22 protein-coding genes are annotated in these 18,663 nt (G+C 56.3%); 20 read left to right on the forward strand and 2 right to left on the reverse strand.

All coding sequences use genetic code 11. The features are described from left to right. Positions 1 to 193 precede the first annotated feature (193 nt). Genes tauA through tauD form a run of 4 tightly spaced genes read left to right on the forward strand, consistent with a single transcriptional unit; the run spans position 194 to position 3,615 of the window. Positions 194 to 1,174 carry a taurine ABC transporter substrate-binding protein gene (gene tauA, locus C1N56_RS01345; protein WP_394517439.1) on the forward strand — a complete coding sequence of 327 codons (981 nt, stop codon included), beginning with the start codon at positions 194 to 196 and terminating at the stop codon, positions 1,172 to 1,174. A gap of 10 nt (positions 1,175 to 1,184) precedes the next feature. After that, on the forward strand, positions 1,185 to 1,952 hold the full coding sequence (gene tauB, locus C1N56_RS01350) for a taurine ABC transporter ATP-binding subunit (protein WP_021507447.1): 768 nt from the start codon (positions 1,185 to 1,187) through the stop codon (positions 1,950 to 1,952). Further along, positions 1,949 to 2,779, forward strand: coding sequence for a taurine ABC transporter permease TauC (gene tauC, locus C1N56_RS01355; RefSeq protein WP_021507448.1), 831 nt, complete (start codon positions 1,949 to 1,951; stop codon positions 2,777 to 2,779). Before tauB ends, tauC begins: the two co-directional genes overlap by 4 nt. Continuing rightward, the gene (tauD, locus tag C1N56_RS01360; RefSeq protein WP_394517032.1) at positions 2,776 to 3,615 is read left to right on the forward strand and encodes a taurine dioxygenase; all 840 of its coding nucleotides are present in this window, start codon (positions 2,776 to 2,778) and stop codon (positions 3,613 to 3,615) included. Before tauC ends, tauD begins: the two co-directional genes overlap by 4 nt. A gap of 212 nt (positions 3,616 to 3,827) precedes the next feature. On the opposite strand, the gene C1N56_RS01365 is transcribed toward tauD, so the two are convergent. Then, positions 3,828 to 5,732 (reverse strand): ABC transporter ATP-binding protein, encoded by a 1,905-nt coding sequence (locus C1N56_RS01365; protein ID WP_159378038.1) that lies wholly within the window; start codon positions 5,730 to 5,732, stop codon positions 3,828 to 3,830. A 114-nt stretch (positions 5,733 to 5,846) separates the two neighbouring features. On the opposite strand from C1N56_RS01365, the gene kefG reads away from it, so the two are divergent. The 4 genes from kefG (at position 5,847) to slyD (ending at position 9,198) form a co-directional block, all read left to right on the forward strand. Continuing rightward, positions 5,847 to 6,398 carry a glutathione-regulated potassium-efflux system ancillary protein KefG gene (gene kefG / locus C1N56_RS01370; RefSeq protein ID WP_021507451.1) on the forward strand — a complete coding sequence of 184 codons (552 nt, stop codon included), beginning with the start codon at positions 5,847 to 5,849 and terminating at the stop codon, positions 6,396 to 6,398. After that, positions 6,398 to 8,200: a glutathione-regulated potassium-efflux system protein KefB gene (gene kefB, locus C1N56_RS01375; RefSeq protein ID WP_088517944.1), complete on the forward strand. Its 1,803-nt coding sequence runs from the start codon at positions 6,398 to 6,400 to the stop codon at positions 8,198 to 8,200. The genes kefG and kefB overlap by 1 nt, the downstream gene beginning before the upstream one ends. 44 nt (positions 8,201 to 8,244) lie before the next feature. Continuing rightward, complete coding sequence (locus tag C1N56_RS01380) at positions 8,245 to 8,439, forward strand: YheV family putative zinc ribbon protein (protein WP_021507453.1); 195 nt, start codon at positions 8,245 to 8,247, stop codon at positions 8,437 to 8,439. Between the two features lie 195 nt (positions 8,440 to 8,634). Continuing rightward, positions 8,635 to 9,198: a peptidylprolyl isomerase gene (gene slyD / locus C1N56_RS01385; RefSeq protein ID WP_021507454.1), complete on the forward strand. Its 564-nt coding sequence runs from the start codon at positions 8,635 to 8,637 to the stop codon at positions 9,196 to 9,198. A gap of 55 nt (positions 9,199 to 9,253) precedes the next feature. Here the strand turns inward: slyD and C1N56_RS01390 are convergent, their stop codons facing one another. Next, on the reverse strand, positions 9,254 to 9,472 hold the full coding sequence (locus tag C1N56_RS01390; protein ID WP_010616434.1) for a SlyX family protein: 219 nt from the start codon (positions 9,470 to 9,472) through the stop codon (positions 9,254 to 9,256). A gap of 280 nt (positions 9,473 to 9,752) precedes the next feature. On the opposite strand from C1N56_RS01390, the gene fkpA reads away from it, so the two are divergent. The 12 genes from fkpA to rpsJ all read left to right on the forward strand — a co-directional run bounded on the left by fkpA (position 9,753) and on the right by rpsJ (position 18,638). Next, positions 9,753 to 10,583 (forward strand): FKBP-type peptidyl-prolyl cis-trans isomerase, encoded by an 831-nt coding sequence (gene fkpA, locus C1N56_RS01395; protein WP_021507456.1) that lies wholly within the window; start codon positions 9,753 to 9,755, stop codon positions 10,581 to 10,583. A gap of 186 nt (positions 10,584 to 10,769) precedes the next feature. Next, positions 10,770 to 11,492 carry a helix-turn-helix transcriptional regulator gene (locus tag C1N56_RS01400; protein ID WP_021507457.1) on the forward strand — a complete coding sequence of 241 codons (723 nt, stop codon included), beginning with the start codon at positions 10,770 to 10,772 and terminating at the stop codon, positions 11,490 to 11,492. After that, on the forward strand, positions 11,492 to 11,878 hold the full coding sequence (gene tusD, locus C1N56_RS01405) for a sulfurtransferase complex subunit TusD (protein ID WP_021507458.1): 387 nt from the start codon (positions 11,492 to 11,494) through the stop codon (positions 11,876 to 11,878). Before C1N56_RS01400 ends, tusD begins: the two co-directional genes overlap by 1 nt. Then, positions 11,878 to 12,237: a sulfurtransferase complex subunit TusC gene (gene tusC, locus C1N56_RS01410; protein ID WP_021507459.1), complete on the forward strand. Its 360-nt coding sequence runs from the start codon at positions 11,878 to 11,880 to the stop codon at positions 12,235 to 12,237. Before tusD ends, tusC begins: the two co-directional genes overlap by 1 nt. Positions 12,238 to 12,246: 9 nt before the next feature. Further along, on the forward strand, positions 12,247 to 12,534 hold the full coding sequence (gene tusB, locus C1N56_RS01415) for a sulfurtransferase complex subunit TusB (protein WP_021507460.1): 288 nt from the start codon (positions 12,247 to 12,249) through the stop codon (positions 12,532 to 12,534). A 124-nt stretch (positions 12,535 to 12,658) separates the two neighbouring features. Then, a complete protein-coding gene (gene rpsL / locus C1N56_RS01420; protein ID WP_010616440.1) occupies positions 12,659 to 13,033 on the forward strand; it encodes a 30S ribosomal protein S12 in 375 nt (124 codons plus the stop codon). Positions 13,034 to 13,129: 96 nt separating this feature from the next. Next, positions 13,130 to 13,600 carry a 30S ribosomal protein S7 gene (gene rpsG / locus C1N56_RS01425; protein ID WP_007886246.1) on the forward strand — a complete coding sequence of 157 codons (471 nt, stop codon included), beginning with the start codon at positions 13,130 to 13,132 and terminating at the stop codon, positions 13,598 to 13,600. A 93-nt stretch (positions 13,601 to 13,693) separates the two neighbouring features. Beyond that, positions 13,694 to 15,808, forward strand: a complete 2,115-nt coding sequence (gene fusA / locus C1N56_RS01430; RefSeq protein ID WP_021507461.1) for an elongation factor G — start codon at positions 13,694 to 13,696, stop codon at positions 15,806 to 15,808. A 69-nt stretch (positions 15,809 to 15,877) separates the two neighbouring features. Beyond that, entirely contained in the window at positions 15,878 to 17,062 is a 1,185-nt protein-coding gene (gene tuf, locus C1N56_RS01435; protein ID WP_058770981.1) for an elongation factor Tu, read from the forward strand. Positions 17,063 to 17,239: 177 nt separating this feature from the next. Beyond that, entirely contained in the window at positions 17,240 to 17,434 is a 195-nt protein-coding gene (bfd, locus tag C1N56_RS01440) for a bacterioferritin-associated ferredoxin (protein ID WP_021508212.1), read from the forward strand. A gap of 103 nt (positions 17,435 to 17,537) precedes the next feature. Beyond that, positions 17,538 to 18,020: a bacterioferritin gene (gene bfr, locus C1N56_RS01445; protein ID WP_021508213.1), complete on the forward strand. Its 483-nt coding sequence runs from the start codon at positions 17,538 to 17,540 to the stop codon at positions 18,018 to 18,020. Positions 18,021 to 18,326: 306 nt separating this feature from the next. Then, entirely contained in the window at positions 18,327 to 18,638 is a 312-nt protein-coding gene (gene rpsJ, locus C1N56_RS01450) for a 30S ribosomal protein S10 (protein ID WP_006120582.1), read from the forward strand. Positions 18,639 to 18,663 lie beyond the last annotated feature (25 nt).

Here is an 18,663-nt window from a genome sequence, read left to right on the forward strand (position 1 = left end):
GATCAATACCACAGTCGGCATGTGAGCGCCTGACATATTTCTTCCGCACCAGCGGTTTTGTATTTGCACTTTTTGCATAGCGTTACCCGATGTTGATCTAAGAACCGATTTTTATTAGGGATAATTTTTAATTCCTTTATGAAATCATTGCTGCTGGCGACACTGCCGTCACGACTCAACATTGGGGTGCATGATGATGGCAGTAACCAAAACAATAAGCGCGGTAGCAGCCGCGTTAGCGCTGATGACATTTCAGGCGCAGGCGGTCAATGTGACCGTGGCTTATCAGACGTCGGCGGAACCGGCCAAAGTGGCGCAGGCTGACAATACCTTTGCCAAAGAGAGCGGTGCCACGGTTGACTGGCGCAAATTCGACAGCGGCGCCAGCGTCCTGCGTGCGTTAGCCTCGGGCGATGTGCAAATTGGCAACATCGGTTCCAGCCCGCTGGCGGTGGCTGCCACGCAGCAGCTGCCGATTGAAGCTTTCCTGCTGGCTTCACAGCTGGGCAATTCTGAAGCGCTGGTGGTGAAAAAAGGCATCAGCTCGCCCAAAGATTTGATCGGCAAACGCATTGCCGTTCCCTTCATCTCCACCACCCATTACAGCCTGCTGGCCGCGCTGAAACACTGGGGCATCAAACCGACCCAGGTGCAACTGGTTAATCTGCAGCCGCCGGCGATCATTGCTGCCTGGCAGCGCGGTGATATCGACGGCGCCTATGTCTGGGCGCCCGCCGTCAATGAACTGGAGAAAGACGGCAAGGTGCTGACCGACTCGTCGCAGGTCGGGCAGTGGGGCTCACCGACGCTCGACGTCTGGGTGGTGCGCAAGGATTTTGCCCGGCAGCATCCTGAAGTGGTCACCGCTTTCGCCCGCAGCGCGATTGCCGCGCAGCAGGCCTATATCGCCAACCCGGAACAGTGGCTGCAGCAGCCGGATAACCTCAGCAAGCTGTCGCGCCTGAGCGGCGTGCCGGAAAGTGACGTCCCCGGACTGGTGAAAGGCAATACCTACCTGACGGCGCAGCAGCAGGTGGAACAGCTGGGCAAACCGGTCAACAAGGCGATTGTCGACACCGCACAGTTTTTGAAAGAGCAGGGCAAAGTGCCGAATGCCGCCAGTGACTACAGCAGCTTTGTCACCACGCGCTTTGTTGCCCCCTTAGCCAAATAACGGAGGCCTTATGCTCAGCATCACCCATCTCAACGCACGTTACGCCGGGCAACCGGCGCTGCAGGATATCAATCTGCAGCTGGCCAGCCGCGAATTGCTGGTGGTGCTGGGGCCGTCCGGCTGTGGCAAAACCACGCTGCTGAACTTGATCGCCGGTTTTCTGCCGCTGGAGTCCGGCAGTATCACGCTGGATGGCAAGCCGGTACGCGGACCGGGCGCAGAGCGCGGCGTGGTCTTTCAGAACGAAGGGCTACTACCGTGGCGTAACGTCATCGATAACGTGGCGTTCGGCCTGCAGCTGGCGGGCATGGCAAAAGCTGAACGGCACGCGATCGCCCGCCGTCTGATCCGTAAGGTCGGGCTCGAGGGCGCAGAAAAGCGTTTTATCTGGCAGCTCTCTGGGGGTCAGCGTCAGCGCGTGGGGATTGCCCGTGCGCTGGCCGCTGATCCGCAGCTGCTGCTGTTAGATGAGCCGTTCGGTGCGCTGGATGCCTTCACGCGCGAGCAAATGCAGACGCTGCTGCTGACGTTATGGCGCGATACCGGCAAGCAGATTCTGCTGATCACCCATGACATCGAAGAAGCCGTCTTTCTCGCCAGCGAACTGGTGCTGCTGTCGCCGGGTCCGGGTCGCGTAGTGGAACGCCTGAAGCTCGACTTTGGCCAGCGCTTCGCCGCAGGCGAGCCGTGCCGCAGCATCAAATCCGATCCGGCATTTATCGAACGACGTGAGTATGTCCTGAACCAGGTGTTCGCGCAGCGGGAGGCGTTTGTATGAGTGCCGTTATTGATGACAAGCGCCGGACGTCCCGCGTTCGTCGCCTGCGCTGGCCGTTTTCCCGCCAGCTGTCGCTGAGCCTGCTGAGCGTGGCCGTGCTGCTGCTGCTGTGGTGGGGCGTGACCGCGCTGGGGCTGATTGCGCCCTTGTTTCTGCCGCCGCCACAGCAGGTGCTACATAAGCTGCTGGTTATTGCTGGTCCGCAGGGCTTTATGGATGCCACGCTATGGCAGCACCTTGGTGCCAGCCTGACGCGCATGCTGGTGGCGCTGTTCTTTGCCGCGCTGATCGGCATTCCGGTGGGCATTGCCATGGGGCTTAGTCCGGCGGTGCGCGGGCTGCTCGATCCGCTGATTGAACTCTATCGACCAGTGCCGCCGCTGGCCTATTTGCCGCTGATGGTGATTTGGTTTGGCATTGGCGAAACCTCAAAGATTTTACTGATTTATCTGGCAATTTTCGCGCCGGTGACTTTATCCACCCTGGCCGGCGTGAAGAATACGCAGCAGGTGCGGATCCGTGCCGCTCAGGCGCTGGGGGCGACGCGCGGGCAGCTGCTGCGTTTTGTCATTCTGCCCGGAGCATTGCCGGAGATTCTCACCGGCCTGCGCATCGGTCTTGGTGTGGGCTGGTCCACGCTGGTGGCGGCCGAACTGATTGCCGCGACGCGCGGACTGGGCTTTATGGTGCAGTCGGCTGGGGAGTTTCTCGCCACCGATGTGGTGCTGGCGGGCATCGCGGTGATCGCCCTGATTGCCTTTAGTTTAGAACTGGGTTTACGTGCGCTACAGCGCCGACTGACGCCCTGGAATGGAGAACAGCAATGAACGAACGAGTGAATTTTACCGCGCTGGGTCCGTATATCGGGGCGCAGGTCAGCGATGTTGATCTCAGCCGTCCGCTGAGTGACGCGCAGTTTGAGCAGCTTTACCACGGTCTGCTGCGTCATCAGGTGCTGTTTCTGCGCGATCAGCGCATTACGCCGGAGCAGCAGCGCGCGCTGGCGATCCGCTTCGGCGATCTGCACATTCATCCGGTTTATCCGCATGCCGAAGGCGTGGAAGAGATTATCGTGCTGGATACGCATCAGGATAATCCGCCTGACAACGATAACTGGCATACCGACGTCACCTTTATTCAGACGCCGCCGGCGATCGCCATTCTGGCCTCAAAGCTGCTGCCGGAGAGCGGTGGCGATACGCTGTGGACCAGCGGAATTGCCGCTTACGAGGCGCTGTCAGAGCCGTTCAAACAGCTGCTGAGTGGCCTGCAGGCGGAGCACGACTTTAAGAAATCGTTCCAGGACTATAAGTACCGTAAGACGGAAGAGGAGCATCAGCGCTGGCAGCAGGCCGTGGCGAAGCATCCGCCGGTGCAGCATCCGGTGATCCGCACCCATCCGGTGAGCGGACGCAAGGCGCTGTTTGTTAATGAAGGTTTTACCACCAGGCTGCTCGGCGTAAGCGAGAAGGAGAGCGAGGCGCTGCTGGGCTATCTGTTTGCGCACGCCACCAAACCGGAGTTTCAGGTGCGCTGGCGCTGGCAGCCGAACGACGTGGCAATCTGGGATAACCGCGTGACGCAGCATTATGCCAATGCGGATTATTATCCGGCGCGGCGCGTGATGCATCGCGCGACGGTGTTAGGGGATGTGCCGGTGTGATTTCGGAGCGTTGATTGCCCTCACCCCAACCCTCTCCCGCCAGCGGGAGAGGGGGCCGACCGTGCGTAGCAGGTAAGGCGGATTAAGGTTTGTTCCCTCTCCCGTGGGAGGAGGCTGTTCCAGCGCGGGAGTAAGGTTTATTCCCTCTCCCTATGGGAGAGGGTCAGGGTGAGGGCATCATCGCGCACCCTTTATGACATCATCGCGCACCTTTACCCCGCGAGCATCTGCTCCAGCTGCTCCTGCGCCTCCAGCCACGCCATTTCGACCTCTTCCAGCGCCGATTTGCTCTCCGCCTGGCGCTGCAGGGCGGCGGTTAAATCGGCCTTACGGTTTTGCTCGTAAATGGCGCTGTCGGCCAGCTGTGCTTCGGCTTCGCTGAGCTGCGTCTGCCATTTGGCCATCTGCTTCTCCAGCTTTTCGATCTCTTTGCGCAGCGGCTGCGTCTGCGCGCGCAGCTCGGCGTCGCGGCGCTTCTGATCTTTGCGGGACTGCGCGCTGTTGGCGTTGTCCTGCTTTGGCGCGGCATCCTGCTGCGTTTCCTGCTTCTGCAGGTCGCTCAGCCACTGCTGATAATCATCCAGATCGCCCTCGAACACATCCACTTTGCGGTCGTGCACCAGGTAAAGATCGTCGGTGGTCGAACGCAGAAGATGACGATCGTGCGACACCACCACCAGTGCGCCTTCAAAGTCGATCAGCGCTTCGGTCAGCGCCTGGCGCATATCCAAATCGAGGTGGTTGGTCGGTTCGTCGAGCAGCAGCAGATTCGGCCGCTGCCAGACGATCAGCGCCAGCACCAGCCGCGCTTTCTCGCCGCCGGAGAAACGCTCGGTGGCTTCGCTGACTTTGTCGCCCTGAAAACCAAAGCCGCCAAGGTAGTCACGCAGCTGCTGCTCCAGCGTTTTTGGGGCGATGCGCGCCAGATGCTGCAGCGGCGACTCATCGGCGCACAGATACTCAAGCTGATGCTGCGCGAAGTAACCCAGCTTGATCCCTTTCGCCAGACCCACCTTGCCCGCCAGCGGCTCCAGCTCGCCCGCCAGCAGTTTGATCAGCGTGGACTTACCGGCGCCGTTACGCCCCAGCAGGCCGATGCGTGAGCCCGGCACCAGATTGAGTTTGATGGCATCCAGAATCACCCGCTCACCGTACCCCGCCGAAACCTGCTCCATTTTCAGGATTGGGTTAGGCAAGCTTTCTGGCGCGCGGAAGCTGAAGCTGAACGGGTTATCGACGTGCGCTGGGGCAATCAGCTCCATGCGCTCCAGCATCTTGATGCGGCTCTGCGCCTGTTTGGCTTTAGTGGCCTGCGCGCGGAAGCGATCAATGTACTTTTGCAGGTGGGTGACTTTTTCCTGCTGGCTCTGGTACAGCGCCTGCTGCTGCGCCAGTTTGGCCACACGCTGACGCTCGAACGAGCTGTAGTTGCCGGTGTATTCGAACATCGTCTGCTGTTCGATATGGATGATTTTGTCCACCACCGGGTCGAGGAAGTCGCGGTCGTGCGAGATCAGGATCAGCGTGCCGGTATAGCTCTTCAGCCAGCGCTCCAGCCAGATCACCGCGTCGAGATCGAGGTGGTTGGTCGGTTCATCGAGCAGCAGCAGGTCGGAACGGCATACCAGTGCCTGAGCAAGATTGAGACGCATGCGCCAGCCGCCGGAGAAATCGCTCACCGGCCGCATTAATTGTTCCTGGCTGAAGCCCAATCCGTGCAGCAGACTGGCGGCGCGTGCGTGTATGCTCCACGCCTGAATAGCGTCCAGCTTGCCGTGCAGCAGCGCAATGGCGTTGCCATCGTCGCGCGCATTGGCTGCCGCTAATTCGGATTCGAGCTGACGATATTCGCGGTCGCCGTCGATAACATATTCCAGCGCGGCTTTACTCAGCGCCGGGGTTTCCTGATTCACCCACGCCAGCGCCCAGTTGCCGGGAAAGGTGACGTTGCCGGCATCGCTGCTGATTTCACCCTTCAGCAGTGACAGCAGCGTGGATTTACCGCAGCCGTTTTTACCCACCAGGCCGACTTTTTGCCCCGGGTTAATGGTGGCCGTTGCGTTATCCAGCAGCACATTGGTGCCGCGACGGATTTGTAATGCGGAAAAGACAATCATAAGCGCCGTATCGTCAGAATATGTTAATTTATCGGCAACATAATTCGATAATGTTTGTTGCGTCGAGCATGGTAGCGGAATTCCGCCGCGGTGACGACGCTTTGGAGGGGAACGATGTCGCAGCCGCCCAAAATATTGCTGCTTTACGCCCATCCGGAATCACAGGATTCGATTGCTAATCGGGTTTTGCTGCAGTCGGCTATGGAACTGGACCACGTCACGGTGCACGATTTATACGCCCACTATCCGGATTTCTTTATTGATATTCATTACGAGCAGCAACTGCTGCGCGACCATCAAATCGTGGTGTTTCAGCATCCACTTTATACCTATAGCTGTCCGGCACTGCTGAAAGAGTGGCTGGATCGCGTGCTGTCGCGCGGCTTTGCCAGCGGCCAGGACGGTAATGCGCTGGAAGGTAAATACTGGCGCAGCGTGGTGACCACCGGTGAGCCGGAGACGGCGTATCACCACAGCGGTCTCAATCGTTACCCGATGAGCGACATTATGCGACCGTTTGAGCTGACGGCGCAGATGTGTCGCATGCACTGGCTGACGCCGATGGTGATTTACTGGGCGCGTCGTCAGACACCCGAGGTGCTGCGCAATTTTGCGCGCGCCTATGGCGACTGGCTGGCGTCACCGCTGCCGAACGGAGGAGTGTGATGCAAGGCGAAACGTTACTCACCGCCGGCGTGATTTATCTGGTGGCGGCGGTGCTGGTGGTGCCGATTGCCGCCCGGCTCGGCATTGGTGCGGTGCTGGGCTATCTGCTGGCCGGTATCGCCATCGGTCCGTGGGGGCTGGGCTTCATCAGCGATGTGGACGAGATTCTGCACTTCTCGGAGCTTGGCGTGGTGTTCCTGATGTTCATCATCGGACTGGAGCTGAACCCGGCCAAGCTGTGGGCGCTGCGGCGCTCTATTTTTGGCGTCGGTGCCGCGCAGGTGCTGGTTTCGGCAGCGATCCTCGGCGTGCTGCTGTGGCTGACCGACTTCAGCTGGCAGGCCGCGGTGATTGGCGGTATTGGCCTGGCGATGTCCTCGACCGCCATGGCGCTGCAGCTGATGCGCGACAAAGGCATGAACCGCAGCGAAGCGGGCCAGCTGGGCTTCTCGGTGCTGCTGTTCCAGGACCTGGCGGTGATTCCGGCGCTGGCGCTGGTGCCGCTGCTGGCCGGCAGCGACAGTGGCCATGTCGACTGGCTCAAGGTGGGCATGAAGGTGCTGGCATTCGCCGGTATGCTGGTGGGCGGACGCTATCTGCTGCGGCCGATTTTCCGTTTCATCGCCGCGTCCGGCGTGCGGGAAGTGTTTACCGCCGCCTCGCTGCTGCTGGTGCTCGGTTCGGCGCTGTTTATGGATGCGCTGGGCCTGTCGATGGCGCTGGGGACGTTCATCGCCGGTATTCTGCTGGCAGAGAGTGAGTATCGCCACGAACTGGAAGTCGCCATTGAACCGTTTAAAGGGCTGCTGCTCGGGCTGTTCTTTATTTCGGTGGGCATGGCGCTCAACCTCGGCGTGCTTTATACCCACATCTTCGAAATTCTGATCGGCGTGGTGCTGCTGGTGGCGGTGAAAACGCTGGTGCTCTATGTGCTGGCGCGCATTTATGGTCTGCGCAGTTCGGAACGTCTGCAGTTTGCCGGCGTGCTGAGTCAGGGCGGTGAATTCGCCTTTGTGCTGTTTTCGGCGGCGTCGTCGGCAAAACTGTTCAGCGGCGATCAGCTGCCGCTGCTGCTGGTCACGGTGACGCTGTCGATGATGACCACGCCGCTGCTGATGCAGGGCGTGGATAAGATTCTGGCGCGCCGCTTCAACGAACCGGAAGAGGACGGCGAAAAGCCGTTTGTCGAGGACGATCAGCCCCAGGTGATTGTGGTGGGCTTTGGCCGTTTTGGTCAGGTGGTCGGGCGTTTGCTGATGGCCAACAACAAGCGCATCACCGTGCTGGAGCGCGATATCTCGGCGGTCAGCCTGATGCGCAAATATGGCTACAAGGTTTACTATGGCGATGCCACTGAGCTCGAGCTGCTGCGTGCCGCCGGAGCGGAGAATGCGCAGTCGATTGTCATCACCTGTAACGATCCGGAAGATTCGATGACCATCGTGCACTTGTGCCAGCAGCACTTCCCGCAGCTGGAGATCCTGGCGCGGGCGCGCGGTCGTGTCGAGGCGCATGAGCTGCTGCAGGCGGGCGTCACGCTGTTTTCGCGTGAAACCTTCTCCAGTGCGCTGGAGTTAGGCCGCAAAGCGCTGATATCGCTGGGCATGCATCCGCATCAGGCGCAGCGCGCGCAGCAGCACTTCCGCCGGCTGGATATGCGCATGCTGCGTGAACTGGTGCCGAGCCACGACGACAGCGTGCAGGTTTCACGCGTGCGTGAGGCGCGACGCGAGCTGGAGGACATTTTCCAGCGTGAAATGCAGCATGAAAAACGGCAGTTTGACGGCTGGGATGATGAGTAAGGCTACACTTAACGTATCCGTTCTGATGACGGGCAGGAAAGACTATGCGTAAACGTTTTATTGCCGGTGCGGTCTGTCCGCACTGTCAGGAGAAAGACACGCTGGCGATGTGGCGTGAAAACAATGTCGATGTGGTGGAGTGCGTGAAGTGCGGCCACCAGATGCGTGAGGCGGACAAGCAGGCGCGCGATCAGGTTCGCAGCACTGAGCAAGTGATTGGCATTTTTCATCCGGAGTAGCGCGATGGCGCAGCTTTTTTTAAGCTTAGCCTTACAGCGGTATTGAATTCCGCTACAATCGGCGCCATTAACGCTGAGCAGTATGGTCCAACAGCACTGTTGGCATCCTCAGTACTGAACCTTTCTGGTTGGTTATTGCACGCGAGAATAGACCAATGAGACGGGATTCTTTGTTCTCAACGGTTAGGAGATATCATGAAAGTAGCAAAAGACCTGGTGGTGAGCCTGGCGTATCAGGTTCGTACCGAAGACGGTGTGTTGGTTGACGAGTCACCGGTGAGTGCGCCGTTGGATTATCTGCACGGTCATGGTTCCCTGATTTCTGGTCTGGAAAAAGCGCTGGAAAATCACGCGGTCGGCGACAAGTTTGACGTGCATATCCCGGCAAACGACGCGTACGGCCAGTACGATGACAACCTGGTGCAGCGTGTACCGAAAGACGTGTTCATGGGCGTTGACGAGCTGCAGGTTGGCATGCGCTTCCTGGCAGAAACCGACCAGGGCCCGGTGCCGGTCGAGATCACCGAAGTGGAAGATGAGCACGTGGTGGTTGACGGTAACCACATGCTGGCGGGTCAGAACCTGAACTTCAATGTGGAAGTGGTTGCTATCCGTGAAGCCACGGAAGAAGAGATCGCTCACGGCCACGTTCATGGCGCTGACGGCCATCATCACGATCATGACCACGACCATGGTCACGATCATGAGCACGGTCACGGCGGCTGCGGCGGCCACGGTGGTTGCGGCTGCAACCACTAAGCGTAAAAAGGCCACCTGCGGGTGGCCTTTTTATTGGGCAGCAAAGCGCGCGATATTAATAGTGCGGCGGCGGGGTCTCTTCCGCTTGCGAAGCGACCATGGATGGGGCGGCGGCCTTCACTTTATCCACCAGCAGACGCACCTGCTCACGCAGTTTACTCATTTCCAGCTCGTGCTGAACCACCGTCTGATTGAGCTGCTCAATGGTATGTTCCTGGAAAGCCAGCTTGCTCTCCAGCGCCTCAAGGCGTTGATCCCATTCTGGTTGTTGCATCATCACTCCTCCTGTCGCGGTGCTGCGCGTTGATCTTGTCGGGCGTGATTCTACGGTCTTTCGTGTCAGAATCACCTGATATTTCACCTTCGGCCTGGCGTATGCATTGAATTCCCGCGTTGCGCCTATATCTCTGATGAAACTTCCTGAAGCAAAAAAGGTCGGAGGTTGACCGGGTAATTACACTGTGGGAGTGTTCGCCACTGCCACGTAAAGTTATAGTGTGGGCCACTGTCCGCAATGATTCCCGAGGTTTTGAAGCTTCGGTTTTGGAGAAAGGATGAAATCACTGTTTAAAGTCACATTGTTAGCTACCACCATGGCCGTCGCGCTGAATGCACCGCTGGCAATGGCAGCAGAAACCACTGCGGCACCGGCTGACGCAGCGCAGGCTGCGCCACAGGCGCCGAAAAATGCTGCCTTCAAAAACGAAGACCAGCAGTCAGCCTATGCGCTGGGCGCCTCCCTGGGTCGCTACATGGACAACTCTCTGAAGGAGCAGGAGAAACTGGGTATCAAACTGGACAAAGACCAGCTGATTGCCGGTGTTCAGGATGCGTTTGGCGGCAAGAGCAAGCTGTCTGACGAAGAGATTGAGCAGACGCTGCAGGCGTTTGAAGGCCGCGTGAAAGGGGCCGCTCAGGCGAAGATGGAAAAAGACGCGAAAGAGAATGCTGACAAAGGCACCGCTTACGCGGACAAGTTCGCCAAAGAGAAGGGCGTGAAGAAAACCGAATCTGGCCTGCTGTATCAGGTAGAGAAAGAGGGCAGCGGTGAAACCCCGAAAGACAGCGATACCGTGGTGGTTAACTACAAAGGTACGCTGATTGACGGCACCGAGTTCGACAACTCTTACACGCGCGGCGAGCCGCTGTCGTTCCGTCTGGACGGCGTAATCCCGGGCTGGACCGAAGGTCTGAAGCACGTGAAGAAAGGCGGTAAGATCAAGCTGGTGATCCCACCGAACCTGGCTTACGGCAAAAACGGCGTACCGGGTATTCCGGCCAACTCAACGCTGGTGTTCGATGTTGAGCTGCTCGACATCAAGCCGGCGCCGAAAGCCGATGAGAAAGCGCAGGCTCCGGCCGCTGCTGACAAGAAAGCGCAGTAAGCTGACTTGCACCGCCGCCTTCGGGCGGCGGTTTTGTTTTCGCTCATCCTGAATTTGCGGCGCGATGAGTAAAGCTCTGGCTAAAAACGGTGACATTTGCCAGACTAGCGCCTGCACAATGATCATAAGATGAGTCTGCCCCAATGCTGTCGAGACAGGCTCCAGCCATTTAGGGTAATGTCTTCGATGTCTAATCCATTCAATCCCGGCGAACTGACTGACTTCGATTTACTGGAGCAGCGTCCGTTCGAACAAGCAGACTACGATATTCTTAAATCCTACGAAGCGGTGGTCGACGGTCTGGCGATGCTGATTGGCTCGCACTGCGAAATCGTGCTGCACTCTCTGGAAGATCTTAAATGCTCCGCCGTGCGTATCGCCAACGGCGAACATACCGGCCGCAAAGTGGGTTCCCCGATTACCGATCTGGCGCTGCGCATGCTGCATGATATGCACGGCGCGGAGAGCAATGTGTCGCGCGCCTACTTCACGCGGGCCAAAAGTGGTGTACTGATGAAGTCGGTAACCATTGCGATTCGTAACCGGCAGCAGCGGGTGATTGGCCTGCTGTGCATCAATATGAACCTGGACGTACCGTTTTCGCAGATTATGTCGACTTTCATGCCGCCGGAAACGCAGCAGGTGGATTCCAACGTCAACTTTGCCAGCTCGGTAGAGGATCTGGTCACCCAGACGCTGGAGTTCACTATTGAAGAGGTGAGCGCCGACCGCAACGTGTCGAATAACGCCAAGAATCGCCAGATCGTCCTCAATCTGTACGAGAAGGGCATTTTCGATATTAAGGACGCCATTAACCAGGTGGCCGATCGCCTCAATATTTCTAAGCACACTGTGTATCTGTATATCCGCCAGTTTAAGAGTGGCGATCTGCAGGGGCAGGATCGCTAATGCGCTACACGCTGCTGGTGACCGGACCGGCTTACGGCACACAGCACGCCAGTAGCGCGCTGCTGTTTGCCCGTGCGCTGCTGGCGCAGGGACATCAGCTGGAAAGCGTGTTCTTTTACCGCGAAGGCGTGCTGAATGCTAACCAGCTCAGCGCGCCGGCCAGCGATGAAGTGGACATGGTGCGCGCCTGGCAGCAGCTGCGCGACGACAGTGGCGCGGCACTGAATATCTGTGTGGCAGCCGCGTTGCGGCGCGGCGTGACCGATGCGCAGGAGGCAGCGCGCCTGCAGCTGGCGGGCAGCAATCTGCAGCCCGGATTTACCCTTAGCGGCCTGGGCGCGCTGGCGGAAGCCGCGCTGAGCTGCGATCGCCTGGTGCAGTTCTGATGAACCGCGTGGCGTTTCTTTTTACGCAGGCTCCGCACGGCAGCAGTGCTGGCCGGGAAGGGCTGGATGCCGTGCTGGCGACCGGCGCGCTGAGCGAGGATATCGGCCTGTTCTTTATTGGCGACGGCGTGCTGCAGCTCAACCGCGATCAGCAGCCGGCGCAGATTCTGGCGCGTGACTATATTGCGACCTTTGGCGTGCTGGCGTTATACGACATTGATCGCTGCTATATCTGTCAGGCGTCACTGCTGGCACGTGGCCAGAGCCTCACGGCAGCGCGCGTGCTGGATGCGCAGCTGCTGGAACCTGCCGCGCTGCGCCAGACGCTGGCAACTTATGACCGTATCCTCCGTTTCTGAGAACTGACCATGCTCTACACCCTGCTGCACTCTCCCTGGCAATGCGATTTCGATAGCCTGCTGCTGCTGTTACAGGAGGGCGATGACGTGCTGCTGTTACAGGATGGTGTGACGGCCGCGCTGGCAGGCAGTCAGAAGCTGCAGCAGCTGCTGGCGTCGCCTGCCACGCTGTGGGTATTAGAAGAAGACGTGATGGCGCGCGGGCTGACTGCGCAAATTTCGACCAATGTGTCGCGTCTGAACTATACTGGTTTCGTTACGCTGACGACGAAGCATCCACAACAAGTGGCCTGGTGAAGGGTAAAACCTGGTTATTTCTTGACACCCTATGGGCACAGCCCTAAAATTCTGCCTCCTCGTAGTAATACGAGGCGATTTATTACGTGTTTACGAAGCAAAAGCTAAATCCAGGAGCTATTTAATGGCAACAGTTAACCAGCTGGTTCGCAAACCACGCGTTCGTCAGGTTGCTAAAAGCAACGTGCCGGCGCTGGAAGCTTGCCCGCAAAAACGTGGTGTTTGTACTCGTGTTTACACCACTACCCCGAAAAAACCAAACTCCGCACTGCGTAAAGTCTGCCGTGTGCGTTTGACTAACGGTTTTGAAGTCACCTCCTACATCGGCGGTGAAGGTCATAACCTGCAGGAGCACTCCGTGATCCTGATCCGTGGCGGTCGTGTAAAAGACCTGCCAGGTGTGCGTTACCACACCGTTCGTGGCGCGCTGGACTGCTCAGGTGTTAAAGACCGTAAGCAGGCTCGCTCCAAGTACGGCGTGAAGAAGCCAAAGGCTTAATGGTTCTCCGTTAAGTAAGGCCAAACGTTTTAACTTTAATGTCAAAATAAACTCGTAGAGTTTTGGACAATCCTGAATTAACAACGGAGTATTTCCATGCCACGTCGTCGCGTCATTGGTCAGCGTAAAATTCTGCCGGATCCTAAGTTCGGATCAGAGCTGCTGGCTAAATTTGTAAATATCCTGATGGTAGATGGTAAAAAATCTACTGCTGAATCAATCGTCTATACCGCACTTGATACCCTGGCTCAACGTGCTGGTAAAGATGGTCTGGAAGCTTTCGAAGTTGCACTCGAAAACGTACGTCCGACTGTCGAAGTTAAGTCACGTCGCGTTGGTGGTTCAACCTACCAGGTTCCAGTTGAAGTCCGTCCGGTTCGTCGTAATGCCCTGGCAATGCGTTGGATCGTAGAAGCTGCTCGTAAACGCGGTGATAAATCGATGGCTCTCCGCCTGGCGAACGAACTTTCTGACGCTGCAGAAAACAAAGGTACTGCAGTGAAGAAACGTGAAGACGTTCACCGTATGGCTGAAGCCAACAAGGCGTTCGCACACTACCGCTGGTAATCGCCACGTAGTTGTTGTTAAACCAGCGGGCGCTCATTCAGCCAACCCGCTGGGGTCGACTTACATTGAACGTCCGAGAATCAGAGGAATCAAATGGCTCGTACAACACCCATTGCGCGCTACCGTAACATCGGTATCAGCGCACACATTGACGCCGGTAAAACCACTACCACCGAGCGTATCCTGTTCTACACCGGTGTTAACCACAAAATCGGTGAAGTGCACGATGGCGCTGCAACCATGGACTGGATGGCGCAGGAGCAGGAGCGTGGTATTACCATCACCTCTGCAGCGACCACTGCGTTCTGGTCAGGTATGGCGAAGCAGTTTGAGCCGCACCGCATCAACATCATCGACACCCCGGGACACGTTGACTTCACCATCGAAGTAGAACGTTCTATGCGTGTGCTCGACGGCGCAGTAATGGTTTACTGTGCAGTAGGTGGCGTGCAGCCGCAGTCTGAAACCGTATGGCGTCAGGCAAACAAATATAAAGTTCCACGTATCGCGTTCGTTAACAAAATGGACCGTATGGGTGCGAACTTCCTGAAAGTTGTTGGTCAGATCGAATCACGTCTGGGCGCAACTCCGGTTCCACTGCAGCTGGCTATCGGCGCAGAAGAGAACTTCACCGGTGTTGTTGACCTGATCAAGATGAAAGAGATCAACTGGAACGACGCCGATCAGGGTACTACCTTCGTTTACGAAGATATCCGTGCTGAGTTGCAGGAACTGGCTGAAGAGTGGCGTGGCAAGCTGATTGAAGCAGCTGCTGAAGCTTCTGAAGAGCTGATGGAGAAATTCTTTAGCGGTGAAGAACTGTCTGAAGAAGAGATCAAATCTGCTCTGCGTAAGCGCGTACTGAACAACGAGATCATCCTCGTGACCTGTGGTTCTGCATTTAAGAACAAAGGTGTTCAGGCGATGCTGGATGCGGTGGTTGAATATCTGCCAGCACCAACTGACGTTCCGGCGATCAACGGTATCCTGGACGACGGTAAAGATACCCCGGCTGAGCGTCACGCAACTGACGACGAGCCGTTCTCTGCACTGGCGTTCAAAATTGCCAACGACCCGTTCGTAGGTAACCTGACCTTCTTCCGCGTTTACTCGGGTGTGGTTAACTCGGGCGATACCGTACTGAACTCCGTGAAATCTGCACGTGAGCGTTTTGGTCGTATCGTTCAGATGCACGCTAACAAACGTGAAGAGATCAGCGAAGTTCGCGCAGGCGACATCGCTGCAGCAATCGGTCTGAAAGACGTGATCACCGGTGATACCCTGTGTGATCCATCTAACCCGATCATTCTGGAGCGTATGGAATTCCCTGAGCCGGTAATTTCTATCGCCGTTGAGCCGAAAACCAAAGCTGACCAGGAAAAAATGGGTCTGGCTCTGGGTCGTCTGGCGAAAGAAGACCCGTCATTCCGCGTATGGACTGACGAAGAGTCTAACCAGACCATCATCGCTGGTATGGGTGAACTGCACCTCGACATCATCGTTGACCGCATGAAGCGTGAATTCAACGTTGAAGCGAACGTCGGTAAACCTCAGGTTGCTTACCGCGAAGCGATTCGCTCTAAAGTTACCGATATCGAAGGTAAACACGCCAAGCAGTCTGGTGGTCGTGGTCAGTACGGTCATGTTGTTATCGATATGTACCCACTGGAGCCGGGTTCGAATCCGAAAGGCTACGAATTTGTCAACGATATCAAAGGTGGTGTGATTCCTGGTGAATACATCCCTGCGGTTGATAAAGGTATCCAGGAGCAGCTGAAGTCTGGTCCACTGGCCGGTTACCCGGTAGTTGATCTGGGCGTGCGTCTGCACTTCGGTTCTTACCATGACGTTGACTCCTCTGAGCTGGCGTTTAAACTGGCCGCTTCTATCGCCTTCAAAGATGGCTTTAAGAAAGCACAGCCGGTTCTGCTTGAGCCAATCATGAAGGTTGAAGTAGAAACCCCAGAAGAGAACACCGGTGACGTTATCGGTGACCTGAGCCGCCGTCGTGGTATGCTGAAAGGTCAGGAATCTAACGCGACTGGCGTTCAGATTCACGCTGAAGTTCCGCTGTCTGAAATGTTCGGATACGCGACTCAGTTGCGTTCTCTGACCAAAGGCCGTGCTTCTTACTCCATGGAGTTCCTGAAGTACGATGATGCGCCGAACAACGTCGCTCAGGCCGTTATTGAAGCTCGTAGCAAATAAGGCTACGGTTTAAAAATTGTGAACTGATGCCTTCATCATTGATGAAGGCATAACGTAAGGATTATCGCCATGGCGAAAGAGCAATTTCAACGTAACAAACTGCACGTAAACGTGGGCACCATCGGTCACGTTGACCACGGTAAAACCACCCTGACTGCAGCCATCACCACCGTTCTGGCTAAAACCTACGGCGGTCAGGCTCGTGCATTCGATCAGATCGATAACGCGCCAGAAGAGAAGGCTCGTGGTATCACCATCAACACCTCTCACGTTGAATATGAAACCCCGACCCGTCACTACGCACACGTTGACTGCCCAGGCCACGCCGACTATGTGAAAAACATGATCACCGGTGCTGCGCAGATGGACGGCGCGATCCTGGTTGTTGCTGCGACTGATGGCCCAATGCCTCAGACCCGTGAGCACATCCTGCTGGGCCGTCAGGTTGGCGTTCCTTACATCATCGTGTTCCTGAACAAGTGCGACATGGTTGATGACGAAGAGCTGCTGGAACTGGTTGAGATGGAAGTTCGCGATCTGCTGTCTCAGTACGACTTCCCAGGCGACGATACCCCAATCGTACGCGGTTCTGCGCTGAAAGCGCTGGAAGGCGACGCTGAGTGGGAAGCGAAAGTCGTTGAGCTGGCTGGTCACCTGGATACTTACATTCCAGATCCAGTACGTGCTATCGATCTGCCGTTCCTGCTGCCAATCGAAGACGTATTCTCAATCTCTGGCCGTGGTACCGTTGTTACCGGTCGTGTTGAGCGCGGCATCGTGAAAGTGGGCGACGAAGTAGAAATCGTGGGTATCAAAGCGACTGCTAAGTCTACCTGTACCGGTGTTGAAATGTTCCGCAAACTGCTGGACCAGGGTCAGGCAGGCGAGAACTGTGGTGTTCTGCTGCGCGGTATCAAGCGTGAAGAGATCCAGCGTGGTCAGGTTCTGGCTAAGCCAGGCACCATCAAGCCACACACCAAGTTCGTATCAGAAGTGTACGTACTGTCTAAAGACGAAGGCGGCCGTCATACTCCGTTCTTCAAAGGCTACCGTCCACAGTTCTACTTCCGTACTACTGATGTGACCGGCAACATCGAACTGCCAGAAGGCGTTGAGATGGTAATGCCAGGCGACAACATCAAAATGACCGTTGAGCTGATCCACCCAATCGCGATGGACCAGGGTCTGCGTTTCGCAATCCGCGAAGGCGGCCGTACCGTTGGCGCGGGCGTTGTTGCTGAAGTTCTCGCTTAATTGCGTTAATAACGGTGGTAACTCCGGTTGCCACCGCAGCATGAAAAAGAGCACTTCGGTGCTCTTTTTTTTTGCTTTGCATTGACCGGCACGCCTAATCCCACACAAAAGTTACGTTGAAATAAAAACCATTCTCATTTACACTTTGATCAGAAATTGTACTGGAGTGGGCTGTAAATGTACGTCTGTCTGTGTAATGCCGTAAGCGACCGAACCCTGCGTGAAGTTGTCCGCCGTTATCAACCCAAATCGATTCAGCAACTGCGCCAGCTGGTGCCTATCGGCAAGCAGTGCGGCAAGTGTATTCGCGTGGCGCGCGAGATTATGGATGATGAAATGCAAAACGTGCCTCTTTACAAAGAGATAGCGTAACTACGCATCCGCTTCGCCTGAATAACCCCAAAAACTGTCGCGTTTTTTTGACTTCTTTTTATCCGCATCTACGCTCTATTTATCTGCAAGCGGAGGAAGCACAATGAAGGGCGACGGCAAAATCATTACTCACCTCAATAAATTGCTGGGAAATGAACTGGTTGCAATCAACCAGTACTTTCTACATGCGCGCATGTTCAAAAACTGGGGCCTGATACGCCTCAACGATGTCGAATACCATGAATCCATTGATGAAATGAAACATGCGGATAAGTACATCGAACGCATTTTGTTTCTTGAAGGCATACCTAATCTGCAGGATCTCGGCCGGCTGCGCATTGGTGAAGACGTACCGGAAATGCTGCAGTCGGACCTGACACTCGAACTGGAAGGGGCGAAAGACTTACGCGAGGCGATTGCGTACGCCGATAAAGTTCATGATTACGTCAGCCGCGACATGATGATCGAGATTCTGGCGGATGAAGAGCACCATATCGACTGGCTGGAAACTGAGCTCGACTTGATTCAGAAATTGGGTCTGCAAAACTATCTGCAGGCCCAGCTGAAAGAAGAGGGCGATAAGTAGCGTTTGCCGTGCCGTTCCACCTGTTGATTGCAGCCCGCCCCGTGCGGGCTTTTTTACCGGCGCGCGCTTTTGCGGTTAAAAACGCAGCATGGGTTGCTTCCTGAACAGATTTGCGTATAATGCGCGGGCCTGCCGATATTGGTGTGGCGCGATTCGAGCAGAATCGCAGGCGATAGCGATTAGTGTATCGCCTGACAATACTCCCGATTGGGGAGTTATATGCTGAACGATTACACTCCCCCATCAATCGTAATGGGTGCGGGTAGTAATTTTTTTCGTTTATAAAATGTTTGGAGCCTTGGTCTCATGTCGAACCAAAGAATCCGTATCCGTCTTAAAGCGTTTGATCATCGCCTGATCGATCAATCAACCGCGGAAATCGTCGAGACTGCCAAGCGCACTGGTGCGCAGGTACGTGGTCCGATCCCGCTGCCGACTCGCAAAGAGCGCTTCACCGTTCTGATCTCTCCGCACGTTAACAAAGATGCGCGTGATCAGTACGAAATCCGCACTCACAAGCGTCTGGTAGACATCGTTGAGCCAACTGAAAAAACCGTTGATGCTCTGATGCGTCTGGATCTGGCTGCCGGTGTTGACGTGCAGATCAGCCTGGGTTAATCAGGTCATCGAGCGATTGAGAGGT

The organism is Pantoea sp. SGAir0175 (assembly GCF_043547855.1).

Excerpts from the sequence above, each read along its gene's own strand:
- fkpA (WP_021507456.1), top strand. The coding sequence starts at position 9,753 with ATGAAATCACTGTTTAAAGTCACATTGTTAGCTACCACCATGGCCGTC.
- C1N56_RS01390 (WP_010616434.1), bottom strand. The coding sequence starts at position 9,472 with ATGCAACAACCAGAATGGGATCAACGCCTTGAGGCGCTGGAGAGCAAG.
- slyD (WP_021507454.1), top strand. The coding sequence starts at position 8,635 with ATGAAAGTAGCAAAAGACCTGGTGGTGAGCCTGGCGTATCAGGTTCGT.
- C1N56_RS01400 (WP_021507457.1), top strand. The coding sequence starts at position 10,770 with ATGTCTAATCCATTCAATCCCGGCGAACTGACTGACTTCGATTTACTG.
- bfr (WP_021508213.1), top strand. The coding sequence starts at position 17,538 with ATGAAGGGCGACGGCAAAATCATTACTCACCTCAATAAATTGCTGGGA.
- fusA (WP_021507461.1), top strand. The coding sequence starts at position 13,694 with ATGGCTCGTACAACACCCATTGCGCGCTACCGTAACATCGGTATCAGC.
- C1N56_RS01365 (WP_159378038.1), bottom strand. The coding sequence starts at position 5,732 with ATGATTGTCTTTTCCGCATTACAAATCCGTCGCGGCACCAATGTGCTG.
- rpsL (WP_010616440.1), top strand. The coding sequence starts at position 12,659 with ATGGCAACAGTTAACCAGCTGGTTCGCAAACCACGCGTTCGTCAGGTT.
- C1N56_RS01380 (WP_021507453.1), top strand. The coding sequence starts at position 8,245 with ATGCGTAAACGTTTTATTGCCGGTGCGGTCTGTCCGCACTGTCAGGAG.
- tauB (WP_021507447.1), top strand. The coding sequence starts at position 1,185 with ATGCTCAGCATCACCCATCTCAACGCACGTTACGCCGGGCAACCGGCG.
- rpsG (WP_007886246.1), top strand. The coding sequence starts at position 13,130 with ATGCCACGTCGTCGCGTCATTGGTCAGCGTAAAATTCTGCCGGATCCT.
- tauD (WP_394517032.1), top strand. The coding sequence starts at position 2,776 with ATGAACGAACGAGTGAATTTTACCGCGCTGGGTCCGTATATCGGGGCG.
- bfd (WP_021508212.1), top strand. The coding sequence starts at position 17,240 with ATGTACGTCTGTCTGTGTAATGCCGTAAGCGACCGAACCCTGCGTGAA.
- kefB (WP_088517944.1), top strand. The coding sequence starts at position 6,398 with ATGCAAGGCGAAACGTTACTCACCGCCGGCGTGATTTATCTGGTGGCG.
- rpsJ (WP_006120582.1), top strand. The coding sequence starts at position 18,327 with ATGTCGAACCAAAGAATCCGTATCCGTCTTAAAGCGTTTGATCATCGC.
- tusC (WP_021507459.1), top strand. The coding sequence starts at position 11,878 with ATGAACCGCGTGGCGTTTCTTTTTACGCAGGCTCCGCACGGCAGCAGT.
- tusD (WP_021507458.1), top strand. The coding sequence starts at position 11,492 with ATGCGCTACACGCTGCTGGTGACCGGACCGGCTTACGGCACACAGCAC.
- tusB (WP_021507460.1), top strand. The coding sequence starts at position 12,247 with ATGCTCTACACCCTGCTGCACTCTCCCTGGCAATGCGATTTCGATAGC.
- tuf (WP_058770981.1), top strand. The coding sequence starts at position 15,878 with ATGGCGAAAGAGCAATTTCAACGTAACAAACTGCACGTAAACGTGGGC.
- tauA (WP_394517439.1), top strand. The coding sequence starts at position 194 with ATGATGGCAGTAACCAAAACAATAAGCGCGGTAGCAGCCGCGTTAGCG.
- tauC (WP_021507448.1), top strand. The coding sequence starts at position 1,949 with ATGAGTGCCGTTATTGATGACAAGCGCCGGACGTCCCGCGTTCGTCGC.
- kefG (WP_021507451.1), top strand. The coding sequence starts at position 5,847 with ATGTCGCAGCCGCCCAAAATATTGCTGCTTTACGCCCATCCGGAATCA.